This is a genomic window from Saprospiraceae bacterium (genome assembly GCA_016714025.1).
In the GTDB taxonomy this organism is placed as follows: domain Bacteria; phylum Bacteroidota; class Bacteroidia; order Chitinophagales; family Saprospiraceae; genus Vicinibacter.
This window is the reverse complement of the sequence record JADJOB010000001.1, coordinates 806,267-833,258: the sequence shown is the minus strand read 5'-3', so window position 1 is coordinate 833,258 and position 26,992 is coordinate 806,267. Positions and strand designations below refer to the sequence as shown.

20 protein-coding genes and 2 pseudogenes are annotated in these 26,992 nt (G+C 37.0%); 9 read left to right on the top strand and 13 right to left on the bottom strand.

What is annotated here, in order from left to right:
- Window positions 1–1,932 precede the first annotated feature (1,932 nt).
- From IPJ80_03220 to serC, 9 genes and pseudogenes are all read right to left on the bottom strand, one after another.
- The gene (locus IPJ80_03220) at window positions 1,933–2,091 is read right to left on the bottom strand and encodes a hypothetical protein (protein ID MBK7912492.1); all 159 of its coding nucleotides are present in this window, start codon (window positions 2,089–2,091) and stop codon (window positions 1,933–1,935) included.
- Window positions 2,092–4,879: 2,788 nt separating this feature from the next.
- Window positions 4,880–5,472 (bottom strand): annotated as a pseudogene (locus IPJ80_03215) (tyrosine-type recombinase/integrase).
- A 136-nt stretch (window positions 5,473–5,608) separates the two neighbouring features.
- Window positions 5,609–6,079, bottom strand: a complete 471-nt coding sequence (locus IPJ80_03210) for a hypothetical protein (protein ID MBK7912491.1) — start codon at window positions 6,077–6,079, stop codon at window positions 5,609–5,611.
- Between the two features lie 519 nt (window positions 6,080–6,598).
- Window positions 6,599–6,880: a type II toxin-antitoxin system RelE/ParE family toxin gene (locus tag IPJ80_03205; protein ID MBK7912490.1), complete on the bottom strand. Its 282-nt coding sequence runs from the start codon at window positions 6,878–6,880 to the stop codon at window positions 6,599–6,601.
- Entirely contained in the window at window positions 6,868–7,047 is a 180-nt protein-coding gene (locus IPJ80_03200) for a hypothetical protein (protein MBK7912489.1), read from the bottom strand. The genes IPJ80_03205 and IPJ80_03200 overlap by 13 nt, the downstream gene beginning before the upstream one ends.
- Before the next feature lie 99 nt (window positions 7,048–7,146).
- Entirely contained in the window at window positions 7,147–7,353 is a 207-nt protein-coding gene (locus IPJ80_03195; protein ID MBK7912488.1) for a M48 family metallopeptidase, read from the bottom strand.
- Window positions 7,354–7,378: 25 nt separating this feature from the next.
- Window positions 7,379–7,705, bottom strand: a complete 327-nt coding sequence (locus IPJ80_03190) for a hypothetical protein (protein ID MBK7912487.1) — start codon at window positions 7,703–7,705, stop codon at window positions 7,379–7,381.
- Window positions 7,698–7,898 carry a hypothetical protein gene (locus tag IPJ80_03185; GenBank protein ID MBK7912486.1) on the bottom strand — a complete coding sequence of 67 codons (201 nt, stop codon included), beginning with the start codon at window positions 7,896–7,898 and terminating at the stop codon, window positions 7,698–7,700. The genes IPJ80_03190 and IPJ80_03185 overlap by 8 nt, the downstream gene beginning before the upstream one ends.
- Window positions 7,891–8,957, bottom strand: a pseudogene (serC, locus tag IPJ80_03180) (3-phosphoserine/phosphohydroxythreonine transaminase). Before serC ends, IPJ80_03185 begins: the two are co-directional and overlap by 8 nt.
- 191 nt (window positions 8,958–9,148) lie before the next feature.
- On the opposite strand from serC, the gene IPJ80_03175 reads away from it, so the two are divergent.
- The 4 genes from IPJ80_03175 (at window position 9,149) to IPJ80_03160 (ending at window position 13,755) form a co-directional block, all read left to right on the top strand.
- Window positions 9,149–9,598 carry a hypothetical protein gene (locus IPJ80_03175; protein ID MBK7912485.1) on the top strand — a complete coding sequence of 150 codons (450 nt, stop codon included), beginning with the start codon at window positions 9,149–9,151 and terminating at the stop codon, window positions 9,596–9,598.
- A 127-nt stretch (window positions 9,599–9,725) separates the two neighbouring features.
- Window positions 9,726–10,679 (top strand): hypothetical protein, encoded by a 954-nt coding sequence (locus IPJ80_03170; GenBank protein ID MBK7912484.1) that lies wholly within the window; start codon window positions 9,726–9,728, stop codon window positions 10,677–10,679.
- A complete protein-coding gene (locus tag IPJ80_03165; protein ID MBK7912483.1) occupies window positions 10,651–10,818 on the top strand; it encodes a hypothetical protein in 168 nt (55 codons plus the stop codon). Before IPJ80_03170 ends, IPJ80_03165 begins: the two co-directional genes overlap by 29 nt.
- 321 nt (window positions 10,819–11,139) lie before the next feature.
- Entirely contained in the window at window positions 11,140–13,755 is a 2,616-nt protein-coding gene (locus IPJ80_03160) for a hypothetical protein (protein MBK7912482.1), read from the top strand.
- A 210-nt stretch (window positions 13,756–13,965) separates the two neighbouring features.
- Here the strand turns inward: IPJ80_03160 and IPJ80_03155 are convergent, their stop codons facing one another.
- Window positions 13,966–14,589: a response regulator transcription factor gene (locus tag IPJ80_03155; protein MBK7912481.1), complete on the bottom strand. Its 624-nt coding sequence runs from the start codon at window positions 14,587–14,589 to the stop codon at window positions 13,966–13,968.
- A gap of 353 nt (window positions 14,590–14,942) precedes the next feature.
- On the opposite strand from IPJ80_03155, the gene IPJ80_03150 reads away from it, so the two are divergent.
- Window positions 14,943–16,400 carry a vanadium-dependent haloperoxidase gene (locus IPJ80_03150; GenBank protein ID MBK7912480.1) on the top strand — a complete coding sequence of 486 codons (1,458 nt, stop codon included), beginning with the start codon at window positions 14,943–14,945 and terminating at the stop codon, window positions 16,398–16,400.
- A gap of 399 nt (window positions 16,401–16,799) precedes the next feature.
- On the opposite strand, the gene IPJ80_03145 is transcribed toward IPJ80_03150, so the two are convergent.
- Complete coding sequence (locus IPJ80_03145) at window positions 16,800–18,746, bottom strand: KUP/HAK/KT family potassium transporter (protein MBK7912479.1); 1,947 nt, start codon at window positions 18,744–18,746, stop codon at window positions 16,800–16,802.
- A 200-nt stretch (window positions 18,747–18,946) separates the two neighbouring features.
- On the opposite strand from IPJ80_03145, the gene IPJ80_03140 reads away from it, so the two are divergent.
- Window positions 18,947–19,654, top strand: coding sequence for a DUF4197 domain-containing protein (locus IPJ80_03140; protein MBK7912478.1), 708 nt, complete (start codon window positions 18,947–18,949; stop codon window positions 19,652–19,654).
- 82 nt (window positions 19,655–19,736) lie between these two features.
- On the opposite strand, the gene IPJ80_03135 is transcribed toward IPJ80_03140, so the two are convergent.
- Window positions 19,737–21,317, bottom strand: coding sequence for a peptide chain release factor 3 (locus IPJ80_03135; GenBank protein MBK7912477.1), 1,581 nt, complete (start codon window positions 21,315–21,317; stop codon window positions 19,737–19,739).
- A 92-nt stretch (window positions 21,318–21,409) separates the two neighbouring features.
- Window positions 21,410–21,940 (bottom strand): putative metal-dependent hydrolase, encoded by a 531-nt coding sequence (locus IPJ80_03130; protein ID MBK7912476.1) that lies wholly within the window; start codon window positions 21,938–21,940, stop codon window positions 21,410–21,412.
- A gap of 499 nt (window positions 21,941–22,439) precedes the next feature.
- Between IPJ80_03130 and IPJ80_03125 the strand changes: the two genes are divergently transcribed.
- The 3 genes from IPJ80_03125 to IPJ80_03115 all read left to right on the top strand — a co-directional run bounded on the left by IPJ80_03125 (window position 22,440) and on the right by IPJ80_03115 (window position 26,920).
- Window positions 22,440–23,711, top strand: coding sequence for an OmpA family protein (locus tag IPJ80_03125; GenBank protein MBK7912475.1), 1,272 nt, complete (start codon window positions 22,440–22,442; stop codon window positions 23,709–23,711).
- Between the two features lie 282 nt (window positions 23,712–23,993).
- Window positions 23,994–24,425 (top strand): Rrf2 family transcriptional regulator, encoded by a 432-nt coding sequence (locus IPJ80_03120; protein MBK7912474.1) that lies wholly within the window; start codon window positions 23,994–23,996, stop codon window positions 24,423–24,425.
- Window positions 24,426–24,517: 92 nt separating this feature from the next.
- Window positions 24,518–26,920 (top strand): cbb3-type cytochrome c oxidase subunit I, encoded by a 2,403-nt coding sequence (locus tag IPJ80_03115; GenBank protein ID MBK7912473.1) that lies wholly within the window; start codon window positions 24,518–24,520, stop codon window positions 26,918–26,920.
- Window positions 26,921–26,992: the final 72 nt, after the last annotated feature.

The window sequence follows — 26,992 nt, the reverse complement described above, 5'->3', positions numbered from 1 at the left end:
AAAGTCGGTTTGTGGAATTTCTGAAATGTAAACGTTCTTAATTCATCAAATAGTTTTTGTGGCAATTTCCATTCTTCCCGCTTATCAAATAGGTTTTGATAGCGAAAATGCTGAAACGATAGTTCAATTTGTCTTGCTGTTTTAGAATTTTTCCAAGCAAAATGTCTAACAAAATCAACTTTAAATTCTAACGGTCCAAAATTATTCATTGCATCAGTCCTTGTTTAATGCAGATTCAATGTTCCTTTTCAAAAGTACAATTCGGCTAATTCTTTTTGAATAAACCATTGACGTTCTTTTGAGAGTATAGTTTGAAGTTCTTGAAGATTATCTTCCGTGTTGCCAAGATTTCTTTTTGATAACGCAACTCGTCTTGAAAACCAAACATCATTTGAGAGTAATGGAAGTTTCAATTTTTCAAGTGCTTCTTTTGATAAATCAAAACATTCTTACACCATTCACCTAATTTCGTAAGTGCTTTGTTTTGTAGGCATACCAATTTTCAAGGGGGTGAGGATGCCAATTCCATATCTTTAGTTGTCCTTTCGCTCAACTTTGATTGTGGAGCATTCTTTAGAGAGTTTGTCTCTATCAATTTTGTTACAAAATTCATTTACCAATTTCAATTCATTGCAGGTTTTTTCTTGTCCGATTTTAAGACAATCAAAAAAGGGATTTTGAAGAAAGTGTTTTTGTAAAATCGCTATTGAGTGAATTTAAATTGAAATTAAAGTTTCAACTTTTCAAGTAACTCGCTTTTATCAAAGTCAAGACTCTCAATACGGTTTCTTCCATCTTCACTGTCAAAATAATCGTCTTCGGTTGCTGAATGTCCGTTATTTTCATTCTCGGCTTTATACTTTGCCCAAAGTAACTAAACCATAAGCACTTAAAATTCGTTCTTTTGTTCTTCGTTTATTGCTATTCCATAAATGCTTAAGAATTGAAAAACTGCGTCTAAATGATTTGAATATCGTAAACAAGAAAATCATATCAGAAAGGATTATTCATTGTTTCTGATTTGTTCTTTGTTAAAACTGCCTTGTTTTCTCTGAAACAGGAGAGTGCTTCGAAAATTTCTTTTCCTTTTAAACGTGGCAATTTGCTGACTAAATTCAAACAGAGTAGGCATTAGTTTTCTTTTTTTGATTTAATAAACTTTGAATTCAGCCCAAAAATCAATGTTAGTGCGAGATGTTGCAATGGGATGTAAAAAATCCGTCCCCATCATAATACAAATCCGCAACAAGAGTTTCCGTTCCGTGTTAAATTAAGATTGTCTTGAAGGAACTTGGCATAAGCATCTGGCAAATCCAATTTTCTTTGATTTTAGTTGTTGGGTTTACTTCTCGCAAATTGTCTTTTCGCCAATTACTTTGAATAAACGCAAAGTCTGAAATTTGATTTTCCGATTTCAAAAGATTTAGAAGTTCTTCACCAATCTTTTTTGGCGTTGATTTCATCAACGTTGGCATTTTAAATTGCCCTTTATTGTTGTAATAATTAAAATGGTTGCCAATTCTCCGAACCACCTTTGATTTCGCAGAGTTCTTGGTAATTCGGGTGGTTGGTTATGTTTTTATTGATAAATTGTTTGAGCAATTTTATTTTCCACAACTAACTCTTCCAACAAGGAAGATTTATTTTCAATGTTCGGAAATTTGAATTTTCAGATGTTGTTTTATTAAAGCTAAAAAGGTCAGCTGTTGTGTCTGCAACGTAAAACAATTCTTTTCCTTTTTCCATTTTCGGAACAGCTGATTTATTGTCAATTTGAAAAACGGACTAATTGGCTCAAAGTTTATCAACGAAACTTTTGAGTTGCTCTTATTAAACCTGCATAAATCCATTTGGAAATAGTTTTTCGTTTGTTTTTCCGCCACCTGTTTCAACATTAAAATCAATTTCTTATTCCACTTGTAAGACATTGATTTATGAACGGTCAAAGCCCGAACCGAAACGAAGTTGTGCGGAATTTGGCTTTGTACAATAATCAGAAGATGGGATATTTCTAAATTGCTTTTGAAGTGCTTTTTTGTCAATTTCGTTGCTTGCTACCTCATTTTTTTGCCCTTCTTTTGGTTGTTTCATATTTTGTCTTTAAACTTTTATTTCTTCATCTGTTTGGTATTTTACCGCTTTTGAAATTTGAATTTCCTTTTCGGTGTTTTGGTTAAGTAAGATGTTGAAAGAAATTATTTCCTTTTGAAAGCTCTCCTTTTGTCGCTTAAACGAAAATTCTCAAAACTTAAAAAAGGAAATGATTTGGTTTCTTTTTCAAATGAATTTGAGTTTTACGAGAACTAAAGTGTAAGAAGTTTCTCGTCTTTCTAGATTAAGTCTGAGACATTCAAAACTGTCCGGATTTGTCCATTAAATTTTTTTTGGTTTCTGCAAATGGGTCATTTTCATCTTCTACCAGAATATTGCACCAAAATCACAAAATCGTCTTTCGTTAATTCGTGCTATTTTTGAGTATGGAATTTTTTTATCCAATAATTAACTTTTTGAGCATCAGAATTTTAGTAGCAAAGGTCATGAGAATTGAATTTTGCTATTTATTGAGTTTCTCAATTTCTTCTTTCAATTTTTCCTTTGTAATGTTCTGATGTTTTCAGAAAAGCTTGAAAGCAAGATTGTTAAATGATTGCTGACGAATACAATTAACTGCTTTGAGTGCTTCTTCTTCTACAGTTGATTTATTTTTGTCAATCAACTGAATGCCTTGTTTTTAAATCGCGTATTCATTATTCAATCATTGGGATTTAAAGATGATTCTTCTTTTTTACCTAACGAAAGTTGGAAACCGCATCAATGAATACTATTTATCGCTTACTATTTTTTAAGTCCGTTTCCAAAAAATCTTTTAGTAATTTACCTGAACCAAATCTTAGATCAACATGATTGGTGATAGTTGTCCGCAAATCAAAGTGTGATTCATCAACAATAAAAATAGCTTCTTCTGTGTCATCAGATTTTAAGAAGTGGAACAATTTCAAAGTTCAAAGAATTTTCGGTTTCTTCATCATCATTTTCTTTCTCATTAATAATCGTTGAATTGCTTCCATAGATGTAGGAATAAATAACTTTCAAATTCTAAGTTTGAACTTTTTAGAAGGTTGTTTGAAATTCTGCTTGACGGAAGCAAAAGTTTTACTTCCTTTATTTGATTGGTAAAAAGCAATGTCTTGAATGAATGGAATTCAATGTGTTTTCCCGCTTAATGAAGTTCCTTAAGAATGAAATCTTTCTTCCCTCTGATTTAATAAAGTTATCAATTTCATTAGGTGATTTTGGTCGGGATAAATATTTTCGGAAATATCTAATTCCGTGTGATAAGTAGAAAATCTTTACCATTGGTCGTATTTTCCGGAAGTGTCAAAATGTCTGCACGGAAAACTTCTTTGAAAAGGTCAAATGATTCTTTTGTTAGCGTAACATCTTTGTCTGAAATGTCAATGATATCTTTTATTGTTTCAAGGTAGTTGCTTTGGTCAAAATGAAAAGTTCAATTCTTCTTTTGTCGGAATTTTACCAACCAATTCTATAGGTTTCTGAAAACAAACTGCTCTAACAGTGTGGAAAGCATGAACGAACTGCTGCGCAGGCGGCAGTTTCGCTGGAACAACGTGTGCTTTTCTACTACTTTGATAAAGCGTTCTTTTTGTGTTTTCAGTTGAATGAACGATTTATAGAACTTCCGCCTTTTATTGGTTCTCCTTTTTCGTTTGTCCAAATACCAAAGTCAAATTCAGATTTAGCATTTCGGGTAGTGTGATTTTACCGCCAAGTTTTTAAAGTCAATAAGACAAACTGCCTTAGGTGTGTCAAGCAAAGCGTCAATTTGCAGTCGGCTTTCAGCTCATTCATAGAGTTGGCAATAAGTAACCAGTCAAGCGAATATTTGTCAAACATTTTCATTCAAATTGTCCGCAAACCTGAAAAATTGTTAGTTCATAGTTCTTTGTCGCTGTTCCTTTTCTTATTCAAGCATTCTGTCGCTGTGATATTTTGCATTGCTAGAATCGTGTCTTTGGGTTGCACCTAACGGTTTGCAGATTTGCGATGGGCGGGATTTTTTATCACTAATTTTATGCGGAGCGACAAAACTTTCGGCTACCACTAAGGCTGTCTGCGGAGCACGAAACCCGCCGATTGCAAATATGCTGTTGTTGCCGCCGTTCTATGTCGTCCGCAATTTATTTTTTCATCCAGTAGTCTGCATATTCAATTCTACTTTTTGTCGAGTGTGTCATTTGCTGTCGTTAAAAGTAGAAATAATTTTCCTTGTTTCGTCTGTGCCAAATGAAGTTAATGCTTTTAAATGCGTCTGCTCAAAGGCATCTATTTCACTTTGTCAAGTGGGGATTTTGGTAAGCGTTGGGGTCGCTGGTGCATATTTTATTTTTCAAGTCTACCGACAGCATAACGTCTATATTCCATTTCTTTGTCAGCAAATATTTTCAGTTACAATTGGTCCGATTTGGTTTGCCTGCTTCCAGTATTGGTTGTCGATATACTCTTCTGAAACAATGGTTGTGAAAAACTGAATAATGAAAAAGCACATTTTTGTCAACCACTTGTCCTACTAAAAAGTAAAATGCTATTGCAAAAAGTGCTGTAATAGCAGTCGTCTTGTAGTTCTTGCTCAGCAATTGTCTAACTGCAAAAACTGTCACGTTTGAAACAACTAACAAAAAAGAGTTTTGTAGTAAAAATTAAATTGAGAGAGCAATATCAAGCATTAAAGTTTCTTTCCTTTTGGAAACCAGGCATAATTGTCTGTCCCTGTCATATACACGCTACAAAATATCATTTAGCCAGTAAAAGTGGTTGGCTATGCGATGTTTTGTTGCGACTTATACAAATATAGGCATTTCTATAAATCATCGTAGGGCATCTTGATTTTTGATAGGCTTTGCTCACTTACATGGGTGTAGATCATCGTGGTTTTTGGAGAATTGTGGCCTAACAAGCTTTGGATGTATCTGATATCGGTTCCGCTTTCTAATAAATGGGTGGCAAAACTGTGCCTTAACCAATGTAGGGTAACGGGTTTTTAATTCGGGCTTGAAGCAAGGCTTCTTTTAATACCAATTGTAAACTTCTTGCACTGTAAGGCTCACCAATTCGCTGGCCTTCAAATAACCAGGTTTTTGGTTTGTACATTTTGAAATATTCCCTCAGTTCTTCAATTAATTTGACTGTGATCGGGACATACCGGTCTTTTTTACCTTTCGCTTGTCGAATTATTAAGAAATTTCTTTTGGAATCTACATCCATCAATCGTAAATTTAGTAATTCGCCGCATCGCAGTCCACAGGCGTAAATCGTAACCAACATCATGCGATGTTTCTGATTTCGTAAACTACTCAATAACTGCTTTACTTCTTCTTTGCTTAATACATTCGGTAATTTGCGCTCTCTGAAGGGCCTTTGAATGCTTTCAATTTCCATGCTACGGTGTTCCATCCGCTCAAAAAATAGTTTCACAGCATTGATGAGCTGATTTTGATAGGATCCTGATAGTTTTTCACCTATAATTTTTTATGATTAAATCGAATCAAATCATCCTGACTTATTTCTTCTATGGGCTTTCTACACCATGTCAGAAATTTTGAATAATCTGGCAATAAGTATTAATCGTGTTGCTTGAGTAGCGTCTTTGTTCTAAATAGATTTTGAACGAGTCAATAAATTTGTCGTAAATACTATCATTGCGAACTTCATTCTTTACTTCACTGGCAGCTTCTGCTTCCTTTATCATGCTTTGTTTTAAGTAGTCAGTATATTGTTGAGTAAATCCTGAATAATCCGGATAGAAATTATGCTCTTTAATATCATTAACTAAGCTTTTAAAACGCTGTTCTTCAAACTTTAAATAATAACATGATTTTGTTTTGCTGTAAAGAATACCTTCTAAACTTCGTACGAAATTTCTAATTCCGGTATCCTGTTCAAATTGAATTCCAATGCAGGCCATCTCCCGATGTTCAAATAAAATGAGCTTTATGCGTTTCTTTTGATCTGCATTTAGTTCATGGAAATAGTTCCACGAAAAATAAAATAGGTTTATCATAATTGTTAGGGTTCATCATTCAGTTCTCATTCCTTTATGCTTTCCGGTCTGATATGGCTTCGCCGTACCCACTCCCATCCGGAATTGAGCATATCGGTGTGTTTTCGGGTGCTATTTTTCAAGGTAAAACTAATAAATACCTGGAAATTTACCAATGCACCTTATTGGCTTGCCTTTTGGAGAAAGGAAGTAAGGAAGAAAGGAAGACAAGAAGCAAAGAAGTAAGGAAGCAAAGAAGCAAAAAAATGCAACAATTCCTGCTATCAACTATCACCTAACAACTATCAACGAATTGGATTTCTCGCGAAGATGTGGAGAAGCAAAGAAGCAAAGAAGCAAAGAAGCAAAAAATGCAACAATTTCTGCTATCAACTATCAACTAACAACTATCAACTATCAACTATCAACTATCACCTAACAACTCTCAACGAATTGGATTTCTCGCGAAGACCCGGATACGTGGAAAAGCTAAGAAGTAAAGAAGCAAGGAAGCAAGGAAGCAAAATAGTTAGTGGCTGGCTATTTTATTTTTCTGGAGGAATGATGTATTCGGAGTATAATCACATTTCCTCTTTGTGTTTTATAAAATATTCTGTAGTTACCTTCAATCAATTCGCGAATTGATGGGTCTTCTTTCTCAGGAACAATTCTACCCGATTCAGGAAAATTTTGTAATTGATCTACTCTTAAAACGATCTTACTAATATATTGATTTGCATAGAATCTTGAATCCAAAGAAATGTATTCATGTATTGATTTGAGATCTTTTGTGGCTTTTTTACCCCATTTTATTTTTGCCATCGATTAACCATTTTCTTTAATGATTCATGGCTAATGGTTTTTCCTTCTTTGATATCCTTCAATCCCTCATCAATTTTTTCTATTACAATTAACTTTTCAAGAAAATCCTCCAATACAAATTCTCTTGGAAAATCATTCAATGTTGTAAGAACAGCAGATTTTTTCATAGCCTCAAAAATACAAACAATTTCTAAGGGAATTAAAAAATAAATACCAGTGCTAATGCATTTTCGGATCGCTGCTATCACCTAACAACTTTCAACTATTTAAAAATTACATCGCTCCCCATACTTCTTCAACCAGGCTTCTGCTTTTTGGTATTCCGGCATCACTTTTTCTACAACTTTCCAATAAGCCGCAGAATGATTCATGTGCACCAAGTGGGCTAATTCATGGACGATGATGTAGTCGGTAATAAACTGGGGTGTCAATAGCAATCGGGAAGAGAGATTGATCGTTTTTTTGTGCTGCAACTTCCCCAATTGCTGAGGTTTAATTTTAAACGGACTTGTTTAACTTCTTTTTAAAAAAGCGATCGTTGATTTCGTGTACACGCTTTGTTAATTCCGGTAAAAATACATTCGATAAAATGCGACTGATAATCGTACTGCAAACTTGCTGTCTTTGACGTGCATTGATACCTGCGGGTAATTCAATTTTAATTACAGGTCCTTCTAGTTTTCCCAATGCAGATTTGCGATCTGCTGCTTCATTAATTTCTAAAACAAATTCGCGCTCCCGTAATTGAATTTTTTGACCCGTTTGATAGTCTTTCGGTGTATATCGCTGACGTAAAACAGGATCTTGCTCAAATTTTTTAATCACCCAATTCCTGGCCCATTCCAGGTTTTTTTTCTTTTTGGGCTGAGGTTAGCAGTATTGGTTGTCTTAATATGGCGTGGTGCTTTCCAAGGCTGATTCGGACTGATTTCCGATGTTCGTATATGGTTTCAAGCCGGAGCTTTAACTCATTGTAATGAATGATCGAAAACTCAGATGCAATCTTAAGATTAGGCATGCTTTAATTCAAATGCTTTCATGATCTCTGCCAATGCATCAACACTTTCTTGGGTTAAAGCATTGTACAAAGAGGCTCTGAATCCTCCTACAGATCGATGACCCGCCAATCCAACACAACCGCCTGACTTACACATTTCTAAAAAGGTGGTCTCGAGTTCTGGTTTTTTAGCTGTAAACACCACATTCATCCAACTGCGGTCTTCAGGAGTGACCGGAGAGATGAAACAGGTGTTGCGATCTATTTCTGCATACAGGGTTTCAGCTTTCTTCCGATTGCGGGCTTCAATGTTTGCTAAGCCTTGGGCTTTGATCCATCGCAGGGTTAACAGGGTCACATATATTGGAAAAACCGGTGGGGTATTGTACATGCTTTCCTTTTCCATTTGAACCGCATAGTTTAAAATGGTCGGAAATTTCCGTTGGGCCCGGTTGAGCAACTCTTTTTTAATCACCACCGCAGTAACTCCCGCCGCACCCATATTTTTTTGAGCTCCGGCATAAATCAATGAAAATTTAGAAAAATCCAGCTGACGGCTGAAAATATCACTGGACATATCACAAATTAAAGGGATTGGTGACTCGGGCCAGCTGTGGTATTGGGTTCCGTAAATGGTGTTGTTAGAAGTAATATGGAGATAGACCGCATCCGTCGGAATCTGATAGTTTTTGGAATGTGCCTGAATTTGTCCTCCTCCGAACTGGCAATTACATTCACCTTGCCAAAATTTTTAGCCTCTTTGATGGCGCCACTTGCCCAAACTCCGGTATTTATATAACAAGCAGTTTCATTATCATTTAAAAGATTCATGGGAATCATAAAAAATTGGCTGCTGGCACCTCCGGATAGGAGTAACACAGCATATTCATCACCAATACCCATGAGTTCTTTGACCAATTGCTCGATTTCGGATACCACCCCTTCAAACTGTTTCGTCCGATGAGAAATCTCCAATAAAGACAGTCCCATGCCCATAAAATCATTCAGGGATGCAGCAGCTTCTTCAATAACTTCTTTTGGTAAAATGGCCGGTCCGGCGTAAAAATTATGCTTTTTCATTGCTGAATTTATGCCGCAAAGTTAAACGCTTCCCGGTACCTGTGAAAGATATTATAATTTGTTTTAATGTGAAGATTTTTAAACGGTAAATAAGGGATTTCATCCTTTCAGATTGTGGTTTAAGATAATTTGCACCTTTTGCCTTGCCTGTCCTTTTATTTTTGAATCAGAAATTGCAAATCATTAATATTATGGACAAAACTATCGTACATCTTTATACACATGACCGCCAAATCCAAAATTTGGTATTGTTGGTAAATCGTCTGAGTTTATTTGTAGTGTTTTTTTGGTTTGGCTTACTGAAAGTACTTGGCTTGTCTCCTGCTGAAGCACTGGTAACGCATCTTCACAATGAAACCATTGGAAACTTGCTGTCAGCGTCTAATTTCTGTTTGATATTGGGAATTGTTGAATGTACTATTGGAGTTCTTTGGTTATTTCCTAAACTCACAAAATTTGCATTCTTTTTGTTTTCTGCACAAATGTGTACCACGTTTTTGCCCTTGTTTTATTTACCGGGTGATACCTGGCAAAATGGATTTGCATTGACACTTACCGGACAATACATCATTAAAAATGTCGTGTTGGTAGCCAGCGCAATGACCATCTTATTTTATCATCGAAATCAATCTGCTCTTTAACTCATATTATTTTGCTTATGAAACTCAATTACTTAAATGCTTTTTTCTAATCCTTGGATTTTACCTAGCACAACAATCTGCTTCTGCACAGGGTTGTGTTGCGGTACGCCAAATGGGCGGACTGAATATGTGCTCTTCCAGTTCCTACAATATTCACAAAAGTGATTTTCAAATTGGAATCAATTATCGGTATTTCCACTCGTGGAGACATTTTGTAGGTACCGAGGAACAACCCCATCGTCAAACAACTGGTGGTGGTCACGATGCAAACGGAAATGAACGTGGCAATGCGGTCAATATTTATTCTCATGCATTGGATTTTAATTTTTCAGTTGGTTTAACCAATCGCCTTCAATTGAACGCTACAATTCCTTACGTTCACAACGAGCGCTCTCAGGTTTTACGCCAAACAGTTCCTGTAAAAGATACGTTTCGTTACAGTGTATTTTCTTCTGGAATCGGTGATTTTAGAATCGGTTTAAATTATTGGGTGTTTAATCCTGAAAAAGCAAGCAAAGGCAATCTGATGCTGGGTTTAGGTGTAAAATTGCCCACAGGTCGCTACGATGATACCGATAACCAAGTGCCTCAAACCAATGGGACTACTTTAGATTTTGTGGTGATGGATCAGGCAATCCAACCTGGAGATGGAGGTTTGGGAATTTCTGTTGAATTACAAGCTTTCAGACAACTGTTTAAAAATATTTATGGTTTTGCTAATGGCTATTACCTTTTTAATCCTAAAGAATCGAATGGTACTTATAAATCTGATCCCAATTTATATGTAAAAAATCCATTAGACACTAAAGTAAATATGGACACCTTTTTAGGTTATAATATTTATGCTTGTCCGGATCAGTATTTTGTCAGAGCCGGTGTGATGACTTCATTCCTGAAGAACAATAACCTATCTGTTTCATTGGCTGCAAGATGGGAAGGAATTCCTGCTTACGATGCCTTCGGTGGACAAAACGCATATCGCCGTCCGGGATATGTAGTTTCAATTGAACCGGGTGTGGCATATCGTTTAGGAAATCACAGTTTCTCACTGTATGTTCCAAAAAAACTTCATCCGCAATAGAATTCAAAGTGCCAATGATATTACAATCACCAATACACAGCGCACCTTAAAACCAGATGCTGAAGCGGCCCACGGGGATGCTGCTTTTGCTGATTACTCGATTAGCTTTGGATATACCTACCGCTTTCATAGAATGTAAATAAAAAAATAGAGAAACCCTAAACCGATGCACCCAATAGAAGCCTGAAAAACGTATGTGATTTCGGGCTTCTGTTTTTTGTAACGCATGGTTTCATTTTTTGCAACCACCCACACATCGAATTTGGTTTGAATACCATCCTGATTCCCGGTTTTTAATCTTTTAAACCTGATATTTAAAAGCGTGGTTCTAGCTCAATAATCTGTATTCAATCGTTGTAAGAAATGACAATTTACCGAAAGCAATTTGTTAGTACAACGGGATTATTATTTATAATTCTAGCAGAGCGTGTAACTTTGCTGTAAGCACAGCCCATTTGAAATGCCCAGGATATCAATTACTGTTAAAAATGCCTTCGTTTATTTCTTATTGTTGATACTGACCTCAGTATTTCTTGGCTATTCCATTTACAAAGTCAGTTCTAACAAAATTTTAGAAAATGCCACTTTGTCATTAAATCATAATAACGAACTGGTATTAATTCAATTTAAAACGTTTTTGGATGATATTAGAAAAGACGTTTTGTTTTTGTCTAAAGATCCTTTTTTATACCAGTTTTTGGAAGAACCGGATCAGTTAAAATTGAAAGAAAATCTTTCCAAAGAATACCTGGCACTTCTATCAACCAAAAGTCATTACCTTCAGTTGCGGTTTATTGGTGTAGGCCAAAATGGCAAAGAGATCATTCGTGCTGAAAAGTTTTCTGATCGCATTGGATTAGTTTCTGATGAACACTTGCAAATTAAAGGAGATCGCGATTATTTTCAGGAAACGGTTCGATTGCCAAAAGATTCCATCTACTTTTCAGAGATTAATTTGAATCAGGAATTTGGTAAAATTATACTCCCAATGGTTCCAACCATGCGGGTTGCTAAATCAATTTATCACAACGACCGCCTCTATGGAATTATTATCATCAATGTGGATTTGAGTTTTGTTTTTAATGAATTGAATAAAACTGCAGGCAGTCCTTACACACTTAACTTAATAAATTCAAAGGGTTATTTTTTAATCCATCCGGATAGTTCAAAATTGTTTGGATTTGAATTCAATAAATTGCCTGATCTTGATTTTAGCAAAGGAAAGCAATCGGTTGATCAAATTAGTTCAGTTCGTGCCAATGAGTTGTTTTCTGTAAGAACCTACCAATATCCAAGACAAAATGAGGTCTTATATTTTACACTGAGTGCATCGAAAGACATCTTGTTATCCGTATTTAACCAATGGAAACGAGATTTATTTCTACTTACATGCATTCTGACCTTGCTATCATTGTTGATAGCAATTTGGTGGACCCAACGGCAGACCAAAGAATTTAAATCCATCGCACAAACAATTACAGATTTCGGCCGGAATCCGGAAATGGTTAATCTTGATATAAACCGCGATGATGAAATTGGGGATTTGGTAAATTCATTTAAAGACATGTCGGGAAAAATTAACCAACATTTGGATGATTTAAAAATTGCCCGATCAGAAGCCATGGAAGCCAATAAAGCGAAATCAGAGTTTTTGGAAAACATGAGTCATGAAATTCGAAATCCTTTGCAATCCATTTTGGGAATGACCGGCATGTTGGAACAAAATAAGCCTCGGCCCGATCAACAAGTTTTTATCGATACTTTAAAGTTTAGTTCGGAAACTTTATTGACATTGGTAAATGACATCCTGGATTATCGCAAATTAATTCATGGACAAATTGAATTGCAATACCAGGATATATCGTTGTCTGATTTCATTGAAAAAATAATTAAAAGTCATTTATTTGATGCAGCAAGCAATAAAGTCAAATTAAAATTTCATCTGGATCCTAATTTAGAACATAAAATGTTTAAAACCGATCCTGTACGTTTGGCACAAATTCTCCACAATTTAATATCAAATGCAATCCGGCATTCGGTTTCACATGGTGAAGTGATTCTTGATTTGAATCGTTTGGCAGAAGATCAAATTCAATTTTCAGTTAGAAATTTCGGTCCATCCATCAGTGCTGAAAACATTCAAAACATCTTACAACAAAAGCCGGTAACAGGTTCTTCCCGATTGACCCAAAATGTTGGTCTTGGATTGCCCATTGTGATCAACTTATTAAAACTATTTGGGTCAGAACTTAATATTGAATCGAATGAACAAAACGGGACTAGCTTCAATTTTATTCTGACTCGAAACATTTCAAATGCAGATACTTTAAAAGGGGTGTCAACCGAACAATACCTAGATTTTAGTGAATTGATTTCCAAAGTAGCTTGTATTGATGACGATGTTCAAAATTTATTTTATTACGAACAATTATTCGAACGATTTGCTATAAAGTCCCAAAGTTTTCATTCAATGAATGAATTTTTTGAAGTAAAGCCAAGGGATTTCGATCTGATCATTACCGATTTAAATTTCCAGGAAGGTATAGCAACAAACAGAATTCAGGAATTTAATCAAGCGCTATCGGAAAATGGCATCTTGCTCTTAATTACAGCTGCTGATGATCTGCTTGGATTATCCAATTCCGGAGGCTTTGATGCGGTATTGCAAAAACCAGTACAAGGAGTTAAATTTTATCGCATGATTGGCGAACAACTCTTTCTAAAAAATTACAACCGCCCGGTATTTGAAAATGTATTCGCAAATTACGATTTCGACCACGATAAAATTAAAAAAGCACTCGAACTCACTTTATCTGAGTGGAAAGAAATGTCGGTCAAATTAGTCAGCGCCATCAAGAAAGTAGATGTAGAATTGTTTGATAAAGTATATCATCGCATGATTAATACCTTGCGGACATTTCAACTTGACACATTTCAAAAATTATTGGACGACTGCAGACTTCAAATGAATTCACCAAATTTTGATCCCAAGTCACAACTTCCAAAAATAAATTTCGGATTAAAATCCTACCAGCAAATACTTGAAGATGAAATTGGGAAAATGAGGAAAGGGTGAGGGAAATACGAAATACGAATTAAAAATTAAGAATTAAAAATTAAGAATTGATAAAAAAGCTTAACAGCTTATCAGCCCAACAGCCTAACAGCCCAACAGCCCAACAGTCCAACAGCCTTACAGTCTAACACCAATCACCTATTCAAAGCTCCTGAATTCGATTTAACAAATCGGCTTTGTATTTTTCGCCTATGGGAATGTGTTTGTCTTTTATGACCAGGTCATCCTGAAGGATGATTTGAATTTTTTGATATTTACAATAAAAGAACGATGCACGCGAACAAATTCTGAGGGCAATTTTTCTTCGAGTTCTTTCATGCTGATGAGGTTCATCGTTTGACTTTGTTCTTGTATGAAGTTGACATAATTTCCTTCGGATTTAATATACAAGACATCATCAAAATTTATTCGGACCAATTTGAGTCCGTCTTTGACAAAAATTGTTTTGTCTTTTGAATTTGTTTTTGGAGCATCGTGACTTTGGGAGTCCATTCTTCCAAGTGCTTTCATAAATCGGTCAAAGCTCAAAGGTTTTACCAGAAAATCCAGGACTTGGTTGTATTCATAGGATTTAGCAGCGAAATCAGATTCAGAAGTAACCATGATGACAGGTAATTCCGCTTGCATGAGCTCGAGGAATTCCTGTCCTTTCATATCCGGTAAATTATAATCGAGGAAAATGAGATCCAAACCTCCGGCAGCCAACAGTTTAAGTCCGTCGGTAGCATTTTCAGCCTGGATGCAAAAGCTTACCAAGTCTGTTTTTGAACAAAAATGTTTGATGAGATCACCAATAAGCGGATCATCATCAATTACAAGACAACGAAGCCCCATAAAATCATTTCATTTAAGACATCAGGAATCATGCCACGATTTCAGATCAAAAACAGGCATGTTTATCAGAAAAACCCGGTATTTCATCAAAAACCTGGCTTGGCTGGGGTGTTTCAGAATAAATTTGTGAGGTAATTAGATCAATGGATTCCAAATGAGGACCTTAATTACCCTTCCGCCAATGTCTTGACGTAGCTTTTGACGGCACAATCAAAATATCTTTCTGAGTTAGTTTTGGATAACAATCTCAGTCATTCAAATTTATAAAGCGTTGAGCTTCATGGTATTGGTTTTTGGATGACTGAGAGTTTTTTTTAGAAATATCTGAACCCTGAGTCGATAAAAACCGAAATATGATAAGACAAACTACATTTACGCTAATCTTTTTAGTCCTATTAGGAACGAGCCAATCGTTTAGCCAAACTAAGAAATCTACGATTTACATTCATTCAGTTGCCAATCAATGGCTTGACATAGCCCTCGAGGCCACAGCCAATGAGGTGGATCGGGTTGGAGCAAAACCTACTATCCAATCCAGAACATTGGGCTTAGCCGTTACTGCCATGTATGATGCCTGGGCAGCTTACGATGCGAAAGCAGTAAGTACTTGTATGGGTGGTAAATTAAGAAGACCGCTTGCCGAGCGTACCCTTAAAAACAAAGAAACTGCCATCAGTTATGCCGTTTATAGAGTATTAAATGATATCTATCCGGAAGATAAAGCCTTCTTTGACAAGGAATTTAAAGCCAAGGGCTTAAATCCGGCCAATTTTTCAACCGATCGTACAAAACCGGAAGGAATCGGAAATATCGTAGCTGCTGCCATTTTAAAAGAAAGACATCACGATGGTTCCAATCAATTAGGAGATGAAATTGGTGGAAATGGCTCACCGTATTCAGATTATACTTATTACAATCCGATAAATAGCTATAAAAAAGTCATCAATCCGGATAAATGGCATCCACTTCCTTTTGTAGATGGGAAAGGAGATACCTTCCTGGTTAATTTTTTAACTCCGCATTGGTATCGTGTAAAACCTTTTGGATTAAAAAATTCCGCGCAATTTCGTGCACCGGAATACCCAAAATTTGGATCGGAGCAATTGAAAAAGGATGTAGATGAAGTCATTGATTTCAATGCCAATTTAACTGCTGAGCGAAAAGCAACCATTGAGTTTATGCGCGATGGACCGAGATCTACCGGACAATCAGGCCATTGGTTGCGTTTTGCGCAGATGGTTTCTTTAAGAGATAAAAACGATTTGGATCGTGACGTAAAAATGTTTTTTGCTGTTGGGAATACAGCCATGGATGCGTTCATAGCTTGTTGGGAAACCAAACGCTTTTACGACAGTTCTAGACCCTGGACGCTTGTAAGACAATATTATGCTGGCAAGCAAATAAAAGGATGGGGTGGTCCGGACAAAGGAACAATTGACATGCCGGCTGAAATGTGGCATCCTTATTCACCGGCAAATTTTGTTTCTCCTCCATTTCCAGCTTATGTTTCAGGACATAGTACTGTGAGTGGCGCATGTTCAAAAATGTTGGAATTATTTACCGGCTCTGATAAGTTTGGAGAAACAGAAATTCGTCGTCCCGGTATTATTACAGAAACACCTGGCGATCCGGTGTCTTTACCATTACCAACTTTTACCGCCACCGCAGACATGGCGGGAATCTCCAGAGTTTTAGGAGGCTACCACATCCAAGCTGATAATGTTGCCGGATTAAAAATGGGTCGCGACATCGCTCAGTATTTGTGGAAAGACGTAATTCAAAAGTACTTTGATGGTACTTATAAAAAATAAACGAATCGCACAGATTCAAAAAATAATTTCAGGTTTAACAAGAAATGGTGGACTTTTAACGTAAGGTCCACCATTCTTTTTTATTAATTTTTAAAGACCATCATCCAAATCTTCACAATTAAAAATTGAACATTAAAAACTGATCATTGAACATTAAAAATCATGCTTCAAAGAAAAATCTAATGCTCAATACACAATGCACAATAAGCAATGACTAATTGGTTTTAATCAGAGACGCAGAGTCACAAAGTAATACCAATGCTCAATGACCAATGACTAATTGATTTCATGTAGAGACGCAAAATCGCATTGAAATACAAAAATTCCTCCTATCACCTATCAACTATCACCTATCACCTATCACCTATCACCTATCAACTTTCAACTATCAACGCCCCCCTATCTTTCCCGCTCCAAATGAATGGCAGCTTTAGGTCCAACAAGAATCGGAACGATTTCTTCTTCGACATTTGACATTTCCAATCCAAAATCTTCTACTGCAGGTAAGCTGAATTTTTTGATCATGCGGTAAGTGCGAACGACCCATTGTTCGAAACCGGTCAATGAAGTATCGGCAGAGACACGGGTATGCAATAAAATAAATTTAAAATCTGCATCAATGTGATGCTTGCGTATGGATGGATACGGACTTTTTACACTGACTTCACCACTGGCAACCATTTGGTCAACAATTTCGTGGAACATTGAATTTACACGATGTTCTACTTTAAAACCAAAGCGAAGGTGTACGAAAAAAACTTCTTTAGGTACAATCGTATCAACATGATAAGATTTTGTGTACGGTTCATCTAAAATTTGTACGTGAACAAACCAATACACATCTGCTCGTTTTGGTTTTTTTCTTAGGATGGAATACATGATGTTGGAATCGATGTATTGTTTGTTTTCAGACATTGATAAATAAACCAGATGACTGGAATCCTTAGAAACCGTATTATCATCCTGCAAATCTTTTAATATCGGGACGTAATCTTTCAATTGGACAAAGCGTGTATGCTTGTCGCGTATTTTTTGCGCATTGTATAAAACAAATACCATGGTGGCAAAAACCAAGGTCAACATTAATGTAAACCAACCACCATGCCACAGTTTATCAAAATTTGAAATGAGAAAGATGGTTTCAAATCCAAGGTAAAATATCAATAAAGTCAAACCCAACCAGGTTTTATGAAATCTGATTTTGTAATAATAACTCAGCAGCATGGTGGTCATCAGCATATTAATGATAATTGCTAAACCATATGCGGCTTCCATATTTTCAGATGTTTGGAAGATTAATTGAACGGCTATGCATCCTATCATTAAAAACCAATTGATACTGGGAATGTAAATCTGACCTTTCATGGTAGATGGAAAATTAACCCGCATCCGAAACCACAAATGCAATTTCATCGCTTCATTGACCAGGGTAAATACACCACTGATCAATGCCTGACTTGCAATAATAGTCGCGGTGGTGGCAACAAAAATTCCAATTGGCAAAAACCATTCCGGCATCAATTGATAAAAAATTCGCTGACCTTCTGCTATGGGCTGACCGTTTAAATGACTGAGCAACCAGGCAGCTTGCCCAAAATAATTGAGCAATAAACAGACAATTACAAAACTCCACCCAAATTGGATATTTAGCTTACCGCAATGTCCCAAATCGGAATAAAGGGCTTCACCTCCTGTAGTACATAAGAATACTGCACCCAATAACCAGAAACCTTCCGGATAATTTATTAATAAATTAATCGCATAAGATGGGTTAAGCGCTTTTAAAACCTCGGGATACATCTGGATATTAAAAAATCCTAAAATTCCCAACATTACAAACCAACAAAACATAATTGGACCAAATGTTTTTCCGACAGTTGCTGTACCTACTTGTTGAAAAGCAAAAATGGCAATGATAATCCCAATTACTATGGGAACTGTTTGAATATTAGGATATAAGATGGTAAGTCCCTCAACGGCAGCAGAAATAGAGATGGGGGGTGTTATAAACCCATCAGCAATCAGGGTAGCACAACCTATAATTGCAGGGTAGATAACCCATTTTGCGTTGTAGCGTCTTACCAGGGCATATAAGGCAAAAATCCCTCCTTCCCCTTTATTATCTGCATTTAGAGCAAGATAGATGTATTTAATGGTCGTAAGAATAATTAAGGTCCAAAAGACACAACTGACTCCTCCCAATACCAACTCAGGCGAAATGACTTTTCCTTTGGTAATGGCTTGCATAACATACAATGGAGACGTCCCAATATCTCCGTATATAATTCCTAAAGTAATTAAGAGACCTGCTACACTTAGTTTGTGGTGATGACCGGCAGAAGCCATTAGTTGATGTTAATGTGTGTATTTTTCAAATAGCGGGTAAAAATACACTGGGATACCAATTTTTTATTAAAAAAGAATAATTCCGGTTTTTTTCGAGTTAATTAATCTTAAGTCTTTAGGCCTCCGCGATATTTCACAAAGTTTTAACCACGAAAACTGATCGGTTTGGATAGTTTTGTGGTTCTAATAATAAAAAACGTATGAAATACCTTCTTTTTACAATTTCGGGCTTGTTTCTGTTCAGTTCTTGTAATGCCCAATTTGGCAAACTCTTGAAGCAAGTTACCGGCCAGGATATCAGCTCAGACGACGTTGCCAATGGTTTGAAAGAAGCCCTGTCAAAAGGAACCAACAAAGGCACCGAATTACTTTCCCAAAAGGATGGGTATTTTAAAAGTATCTATAAAATTATGCTTCCGGAGGATGCAAAAAAGGTTTGTGATAAATTGCGTCCGGTTCCAGGTTTTGCTTCCATTGAAGAGGATGTCATTGAAAAATTAAATCGTGCTGCCGAAGACGCTGCAATTAAAGCCAAACCAATATTTCTAGGCGCCATTAAATCCATGTCGATTGCCGATGCCTGGAATATTTTAAAGGGAAAAGACAATGCGGCAACGCAATATCTCCAATCCACTACGACCGATCCTTTGTATACTGAATTCAAACCAATTATCACGGAGTCTATGGAAAAAGTTGGCGCAATCCAGGTTTGGTCATCAGCAGTTAGCAAATACAACCAAATTCCTTTTGTAAAGAAAGCCAATCCGGATATGACCGATTACGTTACTCGTAAAGCACTCGAAGGATTGTTTAAAAAAATAGAAGAGGAAGAAAAAGACATTCGTCACAATCTATCATCCCGTACCAGCGATTTGTTGAAAAAAGTCTTTTCAAAACAAGACAAGTAAATCAATGCTGCAATTCTACAATGCTGCAATTTTCCAATCAAATATTGCAGGATTGCAGCATTGAAAAATTGAAATATTTCTTTTAATGTTCGCTGGAAGTATAAAACTGAATATCGGGAAAATTTTCCTGAACCAATTTTAGAGTCCAGGCAGATTCTGCTAAGAAAACCAGTTTGTCATCTTTGTCACGGGCTAGATCTTTTTTGCGGCGTGCAATAAATTCATCCAGTTTTTTTACATCCTCGCAAACCACCCAACACGCTTTGTGTAATTGAATGGGATCATAACTACAAGCTGCACCGTATTCATGTTCCATGCGGTATTGGATTACATCAAACTGCAAAGCACCTACCACTCCGATAATTTTTCGTTGGCTGTCTACTTTAACAAACATCTGCGCAACGCCTTCATCCATTAATTGATCCAGTCCTTTTGCAAATTGTTTAAATTTAGATGGATCGGTATTGTTTACAAAACGAAAGATCTCGGGTGAAAATCTGGGGATGCCTTTGAAATGTAAAGATTCCCCTTCAGACAAACTGTCTCCTATTTTAAAATTTCCACTGTCAAACAATCCAACCACATCACCGGGATATGCTTCATCAACAACTTCTTTGCGAGCTGCCATAAATGAAGTTGGATTGGAAAATTTTAAATTGCGCTGTAAACGCACATGGTAGTAATTTTTATTTCGTTCGAAAACACCGGAACAGATTCTGAAAAATGCAATCCGGTCGCGATGTTTGGGATCCATGTTCGCATGAATCTTAAAAACAAAACCACTCATTTTAGCTTCACTGGGTTCGACAACGCGCTCTTCGGTTTCACGTGCCAATGGAGTGGGTGCAATTTCAACAAAACAATCCAACAATTCCCTGACTCCAAAATTATTTACAGCGGAACCATAGAAAACCGGACAAATTTTCCCAGACAAATAATCTTCGCGTTTAAACTCAGGATAAACTCCTTGAATGGTATGCAACTCTTCTAAAAATTGTTTGTGTGGACGTTGACCCACAATTTCAGACAGTCTTTGATCTTCAACGTTATCAATAGCCACACTGTCTTCAGTATTCTGCTTTCCATGGGGGCGAAAGTGAATAAACTTTTTTTCATAAAGACTGTAAACCCCCTGAAAACTTTGACCCATTCCAATTGGCCAGGAAAGTGGAGTTACTCTTAAATTTAATTTTGTTTCAACCTCATCCAATAGATCGAAAGCATCTTTTCCTTCGCGATCGAGTTTATTGATAAAGACGATAATCGGAGTGTGTCGCATACGACAAACTTCCACCAGTTTTTCCGTTTGTTCTTCTACGCCTTTTGCTACATCAATGACCACAATGACACTATCGACGGCCGTTAATGTCCTAAAAGTATCTTCCGCAAAATCTTTGTGTCCGGGTGTATCCAGAATGTTGATCTGTAAATCGCGATATGGAAAGGCCATCACACTGGTCGCTACCGAAATCCCCCGTTGGCGTTCGATCTCCATAAAGTCGGAGGTCGCATGTTTCTTTATTTTATTGGATTTTACGGCACCTGCTGTTTGAATGGCGCCTCCAAAGAGCAATAATTTTTCAGTAAGGGTGGTTTTCCCAGCATCCGGGTGTGAAACAATCCCAAAGGTTCGTCGCTTCTGTAATTCTTCAATTTGGCTCATGAGGGCGCAAAAATACTCCAGACCGCTTGCTGGAAATAGAAAACAAGCTTATTTATAAAGAGAATTCAACAGAATCGATGCAATCAAAGAATTTAATACGGATTTTCAAGGGCATTTTTAATATGCGCCAGGTGATGCCGGCCATGCCAGGAATACATTCCAATAGATTCCTGAATGCTGATTCTTCGCTGATGTTCCGGATGAATATAATTTCTGGTATATTCTTCAGGGTCAAGTGATTTTAAAAAGACCGACCACCTTAAATGCAGGTTTTTAAGAAGTTGAAGGGACGCAGTTACTGGTACTGTCTGAACATCTTCCAGAGTGGCCCAAACGGATTCAAGATAGGGATTGATGGTTGGTTCAACTTGGGTAATCGTCAATTTATGCCGGATGTAACCATTCATATGGCTGTCTGGAATATGATGAATTACTTGTCGAATGGTCCAACCCTCCGGCCTATACCGGAAATCCAGGGATTCATCCTGTAAATCTTTTAATAAATCATCCAGTAAATCCGGTAACTGAGCAATGTCTTGAATCCATTCCCTGACTTCAGATTCCTGATAAACCAATTTAGATTTCCAACGACCAATTGGAAATTTTAAAGCTTCTAGCTCCATCTTATGTTACTATTTGGGGCAATTTCAATAATAAACAGGCTGCGGTTAAAAATGTTGGAAACATGAAAATCAGTAGGCTCAACAGCTCAAAAGCTCAAAAGCTCAAAAGCTTAACAGCTCAGCAGCCCAACAGCCCTCCAGCCCAACAGTCTAACAGCCTCCAGCCCTCCAGCCCTCCAGCCCCAAAATCAGTGGTCAGTGGTCAGTATTCAGGGGTCAGTAGTTGTACTTTGTCTGGAATTCCTCCAGCCCTTCAGTCCTCCAGCCCAACAATCCCAACAGCCCAACAGCCTAACAGTCTAACAGTCTAACAGTCTAACAGTCTAACAGCCCTCCAGCCCTCCAACCCTCCAGCCCAACAGCCCAACAGTCTAACAGTCTAACAGTCCAACAGCCCAACAGCCCAACAGCCCTCCAACCCTCCATTCCTAAGATAAATAACAATTGATTTACTAAAAACCCTCATCCATAGGCTTAAATTTGTCCGAAATATTTAAGTATGGAGGCTTTTGATCTGATAAAAAAATTGGTGGGTCGGGATGAAATAAATCATCTGACAAAATTTACCGGAGAATCTGATTTGAACTGCTCAAAAGCGATGGACAGCTCAATTGCTCTGATTTTAGCAGGCATTTCAGCACAAGCAAACGATCCAAATAGTTCAATGAAAATCTGGAATCTGATCCGTTTGTTTTCAGGAACTGCAAATTGGAAAGATCAAACGCCTTTATTGTTTGGCGGACAATTACCAGACAGTTTGCCAGGATCCGCTGGTTCAGATTTACTTTCAATGTTGTTTGGTGGAAATTCAAGCAGTTTAAAATTTATAAGTCAGGTAGCTGGATTTAAATCAGACAATGCTGCTGGAAAAGTACTCTCCATTGCAGCACCCTTGGTATTGCATGTATTGAAAGAACAAATCAGCCACGGACAGATGGAGTTGCCTGGATTTTATGCCTGGTTGGAAACATCCAAAGAAAAATGGGAATCCATCTTACCAGCTGGATTCAGTAGTTTAGTAAATTTAACAAGAAAGTCAAGCCCTGTCCACGAATCTAAAGCGCAAGTCGAAACAACATCATCCGGTTCCTTGTGGTGGTTGTACCTCACTGGTGTGGTAGCATTGATTGCAAGTTTGTTTATGCTGTTGCAAAAATGCAACCGGGAAGAACTGACGGATAAAGCAAATCGTGCGGTACAAGTTATGTCTGCAGTAGCAGATTCAGCAAAACTAAGAGCAGAATTGGCCGGTAAACAAGCACAACAAATGCTGGATTCAGCAGGTCTTCGGTTTAAAGAAAGTTGGAAATCATTGGGAAATCAAATGAACATCCGTTTAGGTGAATTTGAATTAAAACTTCCCGAAAAAGGAATTGAAATTAAATTATTGGATTGGATTCAAAGTACAACCACCAAAGTAGATAAAACCACCTGGTTTAATTTTGACAGAATTTTATTTCAAACCGGTAGTTCGACTTTAAATAATGTGTCCTCAGAGCAAATTGGAAACATTGCAAGCATTATGAAAGCCATTCCAATCGTTGAGTTTAAAATTGGAGGGTATACCGATAATACAGGGGATCCTGAAGAAAATAAAAAATTATCCCAGGCTAGGGCAGAAGCGGTGATGAATGCCTTAATCGAACAAGGAATAGACGCATCCCGATTGACTGCGGAAGGGTATGGCTCTGAATTTCCGGTAGCAGACAATAAGACTCCAGAAGGAAGAGAACAAAACCGTCGGGTTGCAATACGAGTTACCAAAAAATAAGAGGTAGATTTAATTTTTCTGGTTTACCGTAGACATCTGCATGCAAATCGTTGCAGCCATCGCTTTCTTTGATTTCAAGAAGTAGTGAATTCCAATAAGAGACTCTCGGGAAATCTAAAAACGACTCCCTTGAGATATAGTCTATCAAAATACAAGGTGCGTCCTTTAGACACGATCCGAATCATTCAAAATTGATTAAAGCAAAATAAAATTCCAAAAAAGTTTGCAACTATGAAAAACTGTTTAAATTTGGGACAAAATAGTCTTAATTAAAATTCTGATATGCGGGTTCTCTCCAAAGCTACCATTTATTGCCTCCGGGCACTGATATACGTGGCATCAAAGAACGAACAGGATCATTATGTAAGCATTGGAGAAATATCTGATGAGTTGGATATTTCATTTCACTTTTTGACTAAAACCTTTCAGACCTTGAATCAACACGGATTGTTGGAGTCGCACAGGGGGCCGCATGGAGGGATAATTCTAAAAAAACCAAGTAAGGATATTTTTCTAATTGACATTGTACATATTCTGGAAGGAGAGGATTTTTTCGATAAATGCTTGCTGGGATTACCCGGCTGTGGAGAAAGGGAACCATGTCCTGTTCACAACTTTTGGAAAAATGTAAGGGGAAATTTGCAAATAGAATTTAAGAAAACCTCCTTGCAACATTTGGCTAAAGCTATAAATACGGGTAAAATGCGCTTATAAAACGAGCTATTTTTTTATATGTAATTAAGATAAAATTGTCTTAAATAAATAAAAAGCTTTAAATATTATTTTATAATATAAAATTTCATAAAATGGAATCAAACGGACAAAATGGCCAGGGAAGCAATGGTGCTTCAGCCACTAAAAATATTAGCTACATCATGAATACAAAAAATTGGCGAGGGCCGCTGATTTTTATATTGATTATAAGTATCCTAGGTGTGGGGATGATTGGATTACAGACTTACATCGATGCCCCTCCGATGACTGGATTTAAAGATGCAACCGGAACCGTGGTGATCGATCAAAATACAATTGAACGAGGGCAAGAAGTTTTTCATAAAAAAGCGCTGATGGAGTATGGCAGTTTTTTTGGAGATGGTGCGCAACGAGGTCCAGATTATACTGCTGAAGCGTTGCATTGGATCACAGTATACATGAATGATTTTTATATTGCTGAAATTAAATTAAAAACAGGAAAAGAGGTCGACTTGTATGAAGTAAAACAAATCAATGAAAAAGTTAAAGTTGAATTAAAACAAAATGCATTTAATAAGGCTGAAAACATTGTATCACTTTCATCAGCACAATCCTACGCCTTACAACAATTAAAAAAACATTACACAGATTTATTTATTGATAAAAATACAGGAGCGGGATTTCCTCCTAAAAATTATATTACCAACCGGGAGGACGTGGCGGATTTAGCATCCTTTTTTTTCTGGGGTGCCTGGGTCTGTGTGACCCAAAGGCCGGGCAGTTCGTTTAGTTATACCCACAATTGGCCCTATGATCCGCTTGCAGGGAACACCCCAACCTCTCCTGTAATATTGTGGAGTGTATTGGGCTTGTTGGCCTTTGTGTTGGCTTGTGGGATCGTATTATATTTTATCGGTCAGTACAATCAATTGCCAAATAAATTTTTCAAACCTCCGAAAAGAGATTTATTTACTTTGGAACGCGTGGCTGCATTTAAACCTACTGCAACACAGAAAGCAACCTTCAAATTTTTCTTTGTAGCCATCTTACTGTTCTTTTTGCAAGTTTCAAGTGGATTATTTACCATCAATGATTTTATAAACTGGATGTCTTATATAGGCATTCACATCACAAATGATTTACCGGTTACAATATCCAGATCCTGGCATCTCATGTTGTCTTTGTATTGGATATCAACTTGTTGGATCGCTTCATCTATTTTTATCTTACCGATATTGGCTAAGAAAGAAGTGCCAGGGCAACTGCGTATGATCAATACCTTGTTTGTTCTGCTCTTTATTTTAGTGGGTGGTTCATTGCTAGGTATGGTATTAGGTCCGCTCGGATTGATGGGAAAATGGTGGTATTGGCTTGGACATCAAGGATGGGAATTTGTTGACTTTGGTAAAATGTACCAGGTTTTACTTATGGGTATATTTATATTGTGGGGTGTGATTGTGTATCGGGGAATTAAACCTGCTTTTATTGCAGGTCAGCCTTGGAATTTACCAAACTGGATTATGTATTCTGTAATTGGGATTCCCCTTTTATTTTTATCTGGATTTGTAGCAAAGCCGGAAACCAATTTTGTGATTGCTGATTTTTGGCGATGGATGGTGATTCACATGTGGGTTGAAGCATTCTTTGAAGTTTTCATTACTGTTATAGTAAGTTATTTGATGGTATTGATGGGATTGGTGAGTCGTCAAGCAGCGATTCGCGTAGTTTATTTTGCAACTATTTTATTTTTAGGAACGGGTTTGCTCGGTATTTCGCATAATTTTTATTGGAATGCCAAACCGGTGGCAACCATGGCATTGGGTTCTGTTTTCTCCACCTTGCAATTTGTTCCATTAATTCTGTTGACTGTTGAGGCCTGGAGATTTAAAAACATGCCTAAGATTGCAGTGGGTGATGTTGATCATAAATCACTTCAAAATTTTGGGTTCCCGGAAGTTTTTAAATTTTTAGTAGCTGTCAATTTTTGGAATTTCTTTGGTGCAGGGGTGTTGGGCATTATCATTAATTTGCCTATCATGAATTACTTCGAACACGGAACTTACCTCACTGTAAATCATGCACACGCAGCCTTAATGGGTGTTTATGGAAATATTTCACTGGCTGCTTTATTATTTGCATCTCGTTTATTGATAAAAAGTGGAAGGTGGAATGACAAGGTTGTAAATTTCTCTTTTTGGTCTATCAACGCCGGATTGATGTTGATGGTAGTACTGGATTTATTTCCAGCGGGATCCATACAATTTAAAGCAGTCGTCGAACAAGGATTGTGGTTTGGTCGTTCACATGATTTTGTTGATTATGGAATATTTAATTCACTCACCTGGATGCGGGGAATCGGAGCATCTGTTTTCTTTTTTGGTGGTGTCATTCCATTAACCTGGTTTATCGTTTCACGGGCAAATGCACTGAAAACAAAAGCAACTGACATTAAACAAATGGATGAAGCAATTCATGAAGAAGTAGATGAAAAATTAATGGAAGAAGCAGTTATGTAATTCAAGAATTAAGAACCAATGGAGGATTGCCACGAATGCACGAATTAAAGACGAATTAAGGGAATCGCCACG

Bases quoted from the DNA above. Each gene is read 5' to 3' on its own strand.
- IPJ80_03220 (MBK7912492.1), bottom strand. From the start codon at position 2,091: ATGAAACAACCAAAAGAAGGGCAAAAAAATGAGGTAGCAAGCAACGAA.
- IPJ80_03210 (MBK7912491.1), bottom strand. From the start codon at position 6,079: ATGATAAACCTATTTTATTTTTCGTGGAACTATTTCCATGAACTAAAT.
- IPJ80_03205 (MBK7912490.1), bottom strand. From the start codon at position 6,880: ATGGCAAAAATAAAATGGGGTAAAAAAGCCACAAAAGATCTCAAATCA.
- IPJ80_03200 (MBK7912489.1), bottom strand. From the start codon at position 7,047: ATGAAAAAATCTGCTGTTCTTACAACATTGAATGATTTTCCAAGAGAA.
- IPJ80_03185 (MBK7912486.1), bottom strand. From the start codon at position 7,898: ATGCCTAATCTTAAGATTGCATCTGAGTTTTCGATCATTCATTACAAT.
- IPJ80_03175 (MBK7912485.1), top strand. From the start codon at position 9,149: ATGGACAAAACTATCGTACATCTTTATACACATGACCGCCAAATCCAA.
- IPJ80_03170 (MBK7912484.1), top strand. From the start codon at position 9,726: ATGTGCTCTTCCAGTTCCTACAATATTCACAAAAGTGATTTTCAAATT.
- IPJ80_03165 (MBK7912483.1), top strand. From the start codon at position 10,651: ATGTTCCAAAAAAACTTCATCCGCAATAGAATTCAAAGTGCCAATGAT.
- IPJ80_03160 (MBK7912482.1), top strand. From the start codon at position 11,140: ATGCCCAGGATATCAATTACTGTTAAAAATGCCTTCGTTTATTTCTTA.
- IPJ80_03155 (MBK7912481.1), bottom strand. From the start codon at position 14,589: ATGGGGCTTCGTTGTCTTGTAATTGATGATGATCCGCTTATTGGTGAT.
- IPJ80_03150 (MBK7912480.1), top strand. From the start codon at position 14,943: ATGATAAGACAAACTACATTTACGCTAATCTTTTTAGTCCTATTAGGA.
- IPJ80_03145 (MBK7912479.1), bottom strand. From the start codon at position 18,746: ATGGCTTCTGCCGGTCATCACCACAAACTAAGTGTAGCAGGTCTCTTA.
- IPJ80_03140 (MBK7912478.1), top strand. From the start codon at position 18,947: ATGAAATACCTTCTTTTTACAATTTCGGGCTTGTTTCTGTTCAGTTCT.
- IPJ80_03135 (MBK7912477.1), bottom strand. From the start codon at position 21,317: ATGAGCCAAATTGAAGAATTACAGAAGCGACGAACCTTTGGGATTGTT.
- IPJ80_03130 (MBK7912476.1), bottom strand. From the start codon at position 21,940: ATGGAGCTAGAAGCTTTAAAATTTCCAATTGGTCGTTGGAAATCTAAA.
- IPJ80_03125 (MBK7912475.1), top strand. From the start codon at position 22,440: ATGGAGGCTTTTGATCTGATAAAAAAATTGGTGGGTCGGGATGAAATA.
- IPJ80_03120 (MBK7912474.1), top strand. From the start codon at position 23,994: ATGCGGGTTCTCTCCAAAGCTACCATTTATTGCCTCCGGGCACTGATA.
- IPJ80_03115 (MBK7912473.1), top strand. From the start codon at position 24,518: ATGGAATCAAACGGACAAAATGGCCAGGGAAGCAATGGTGCTTCAGCC.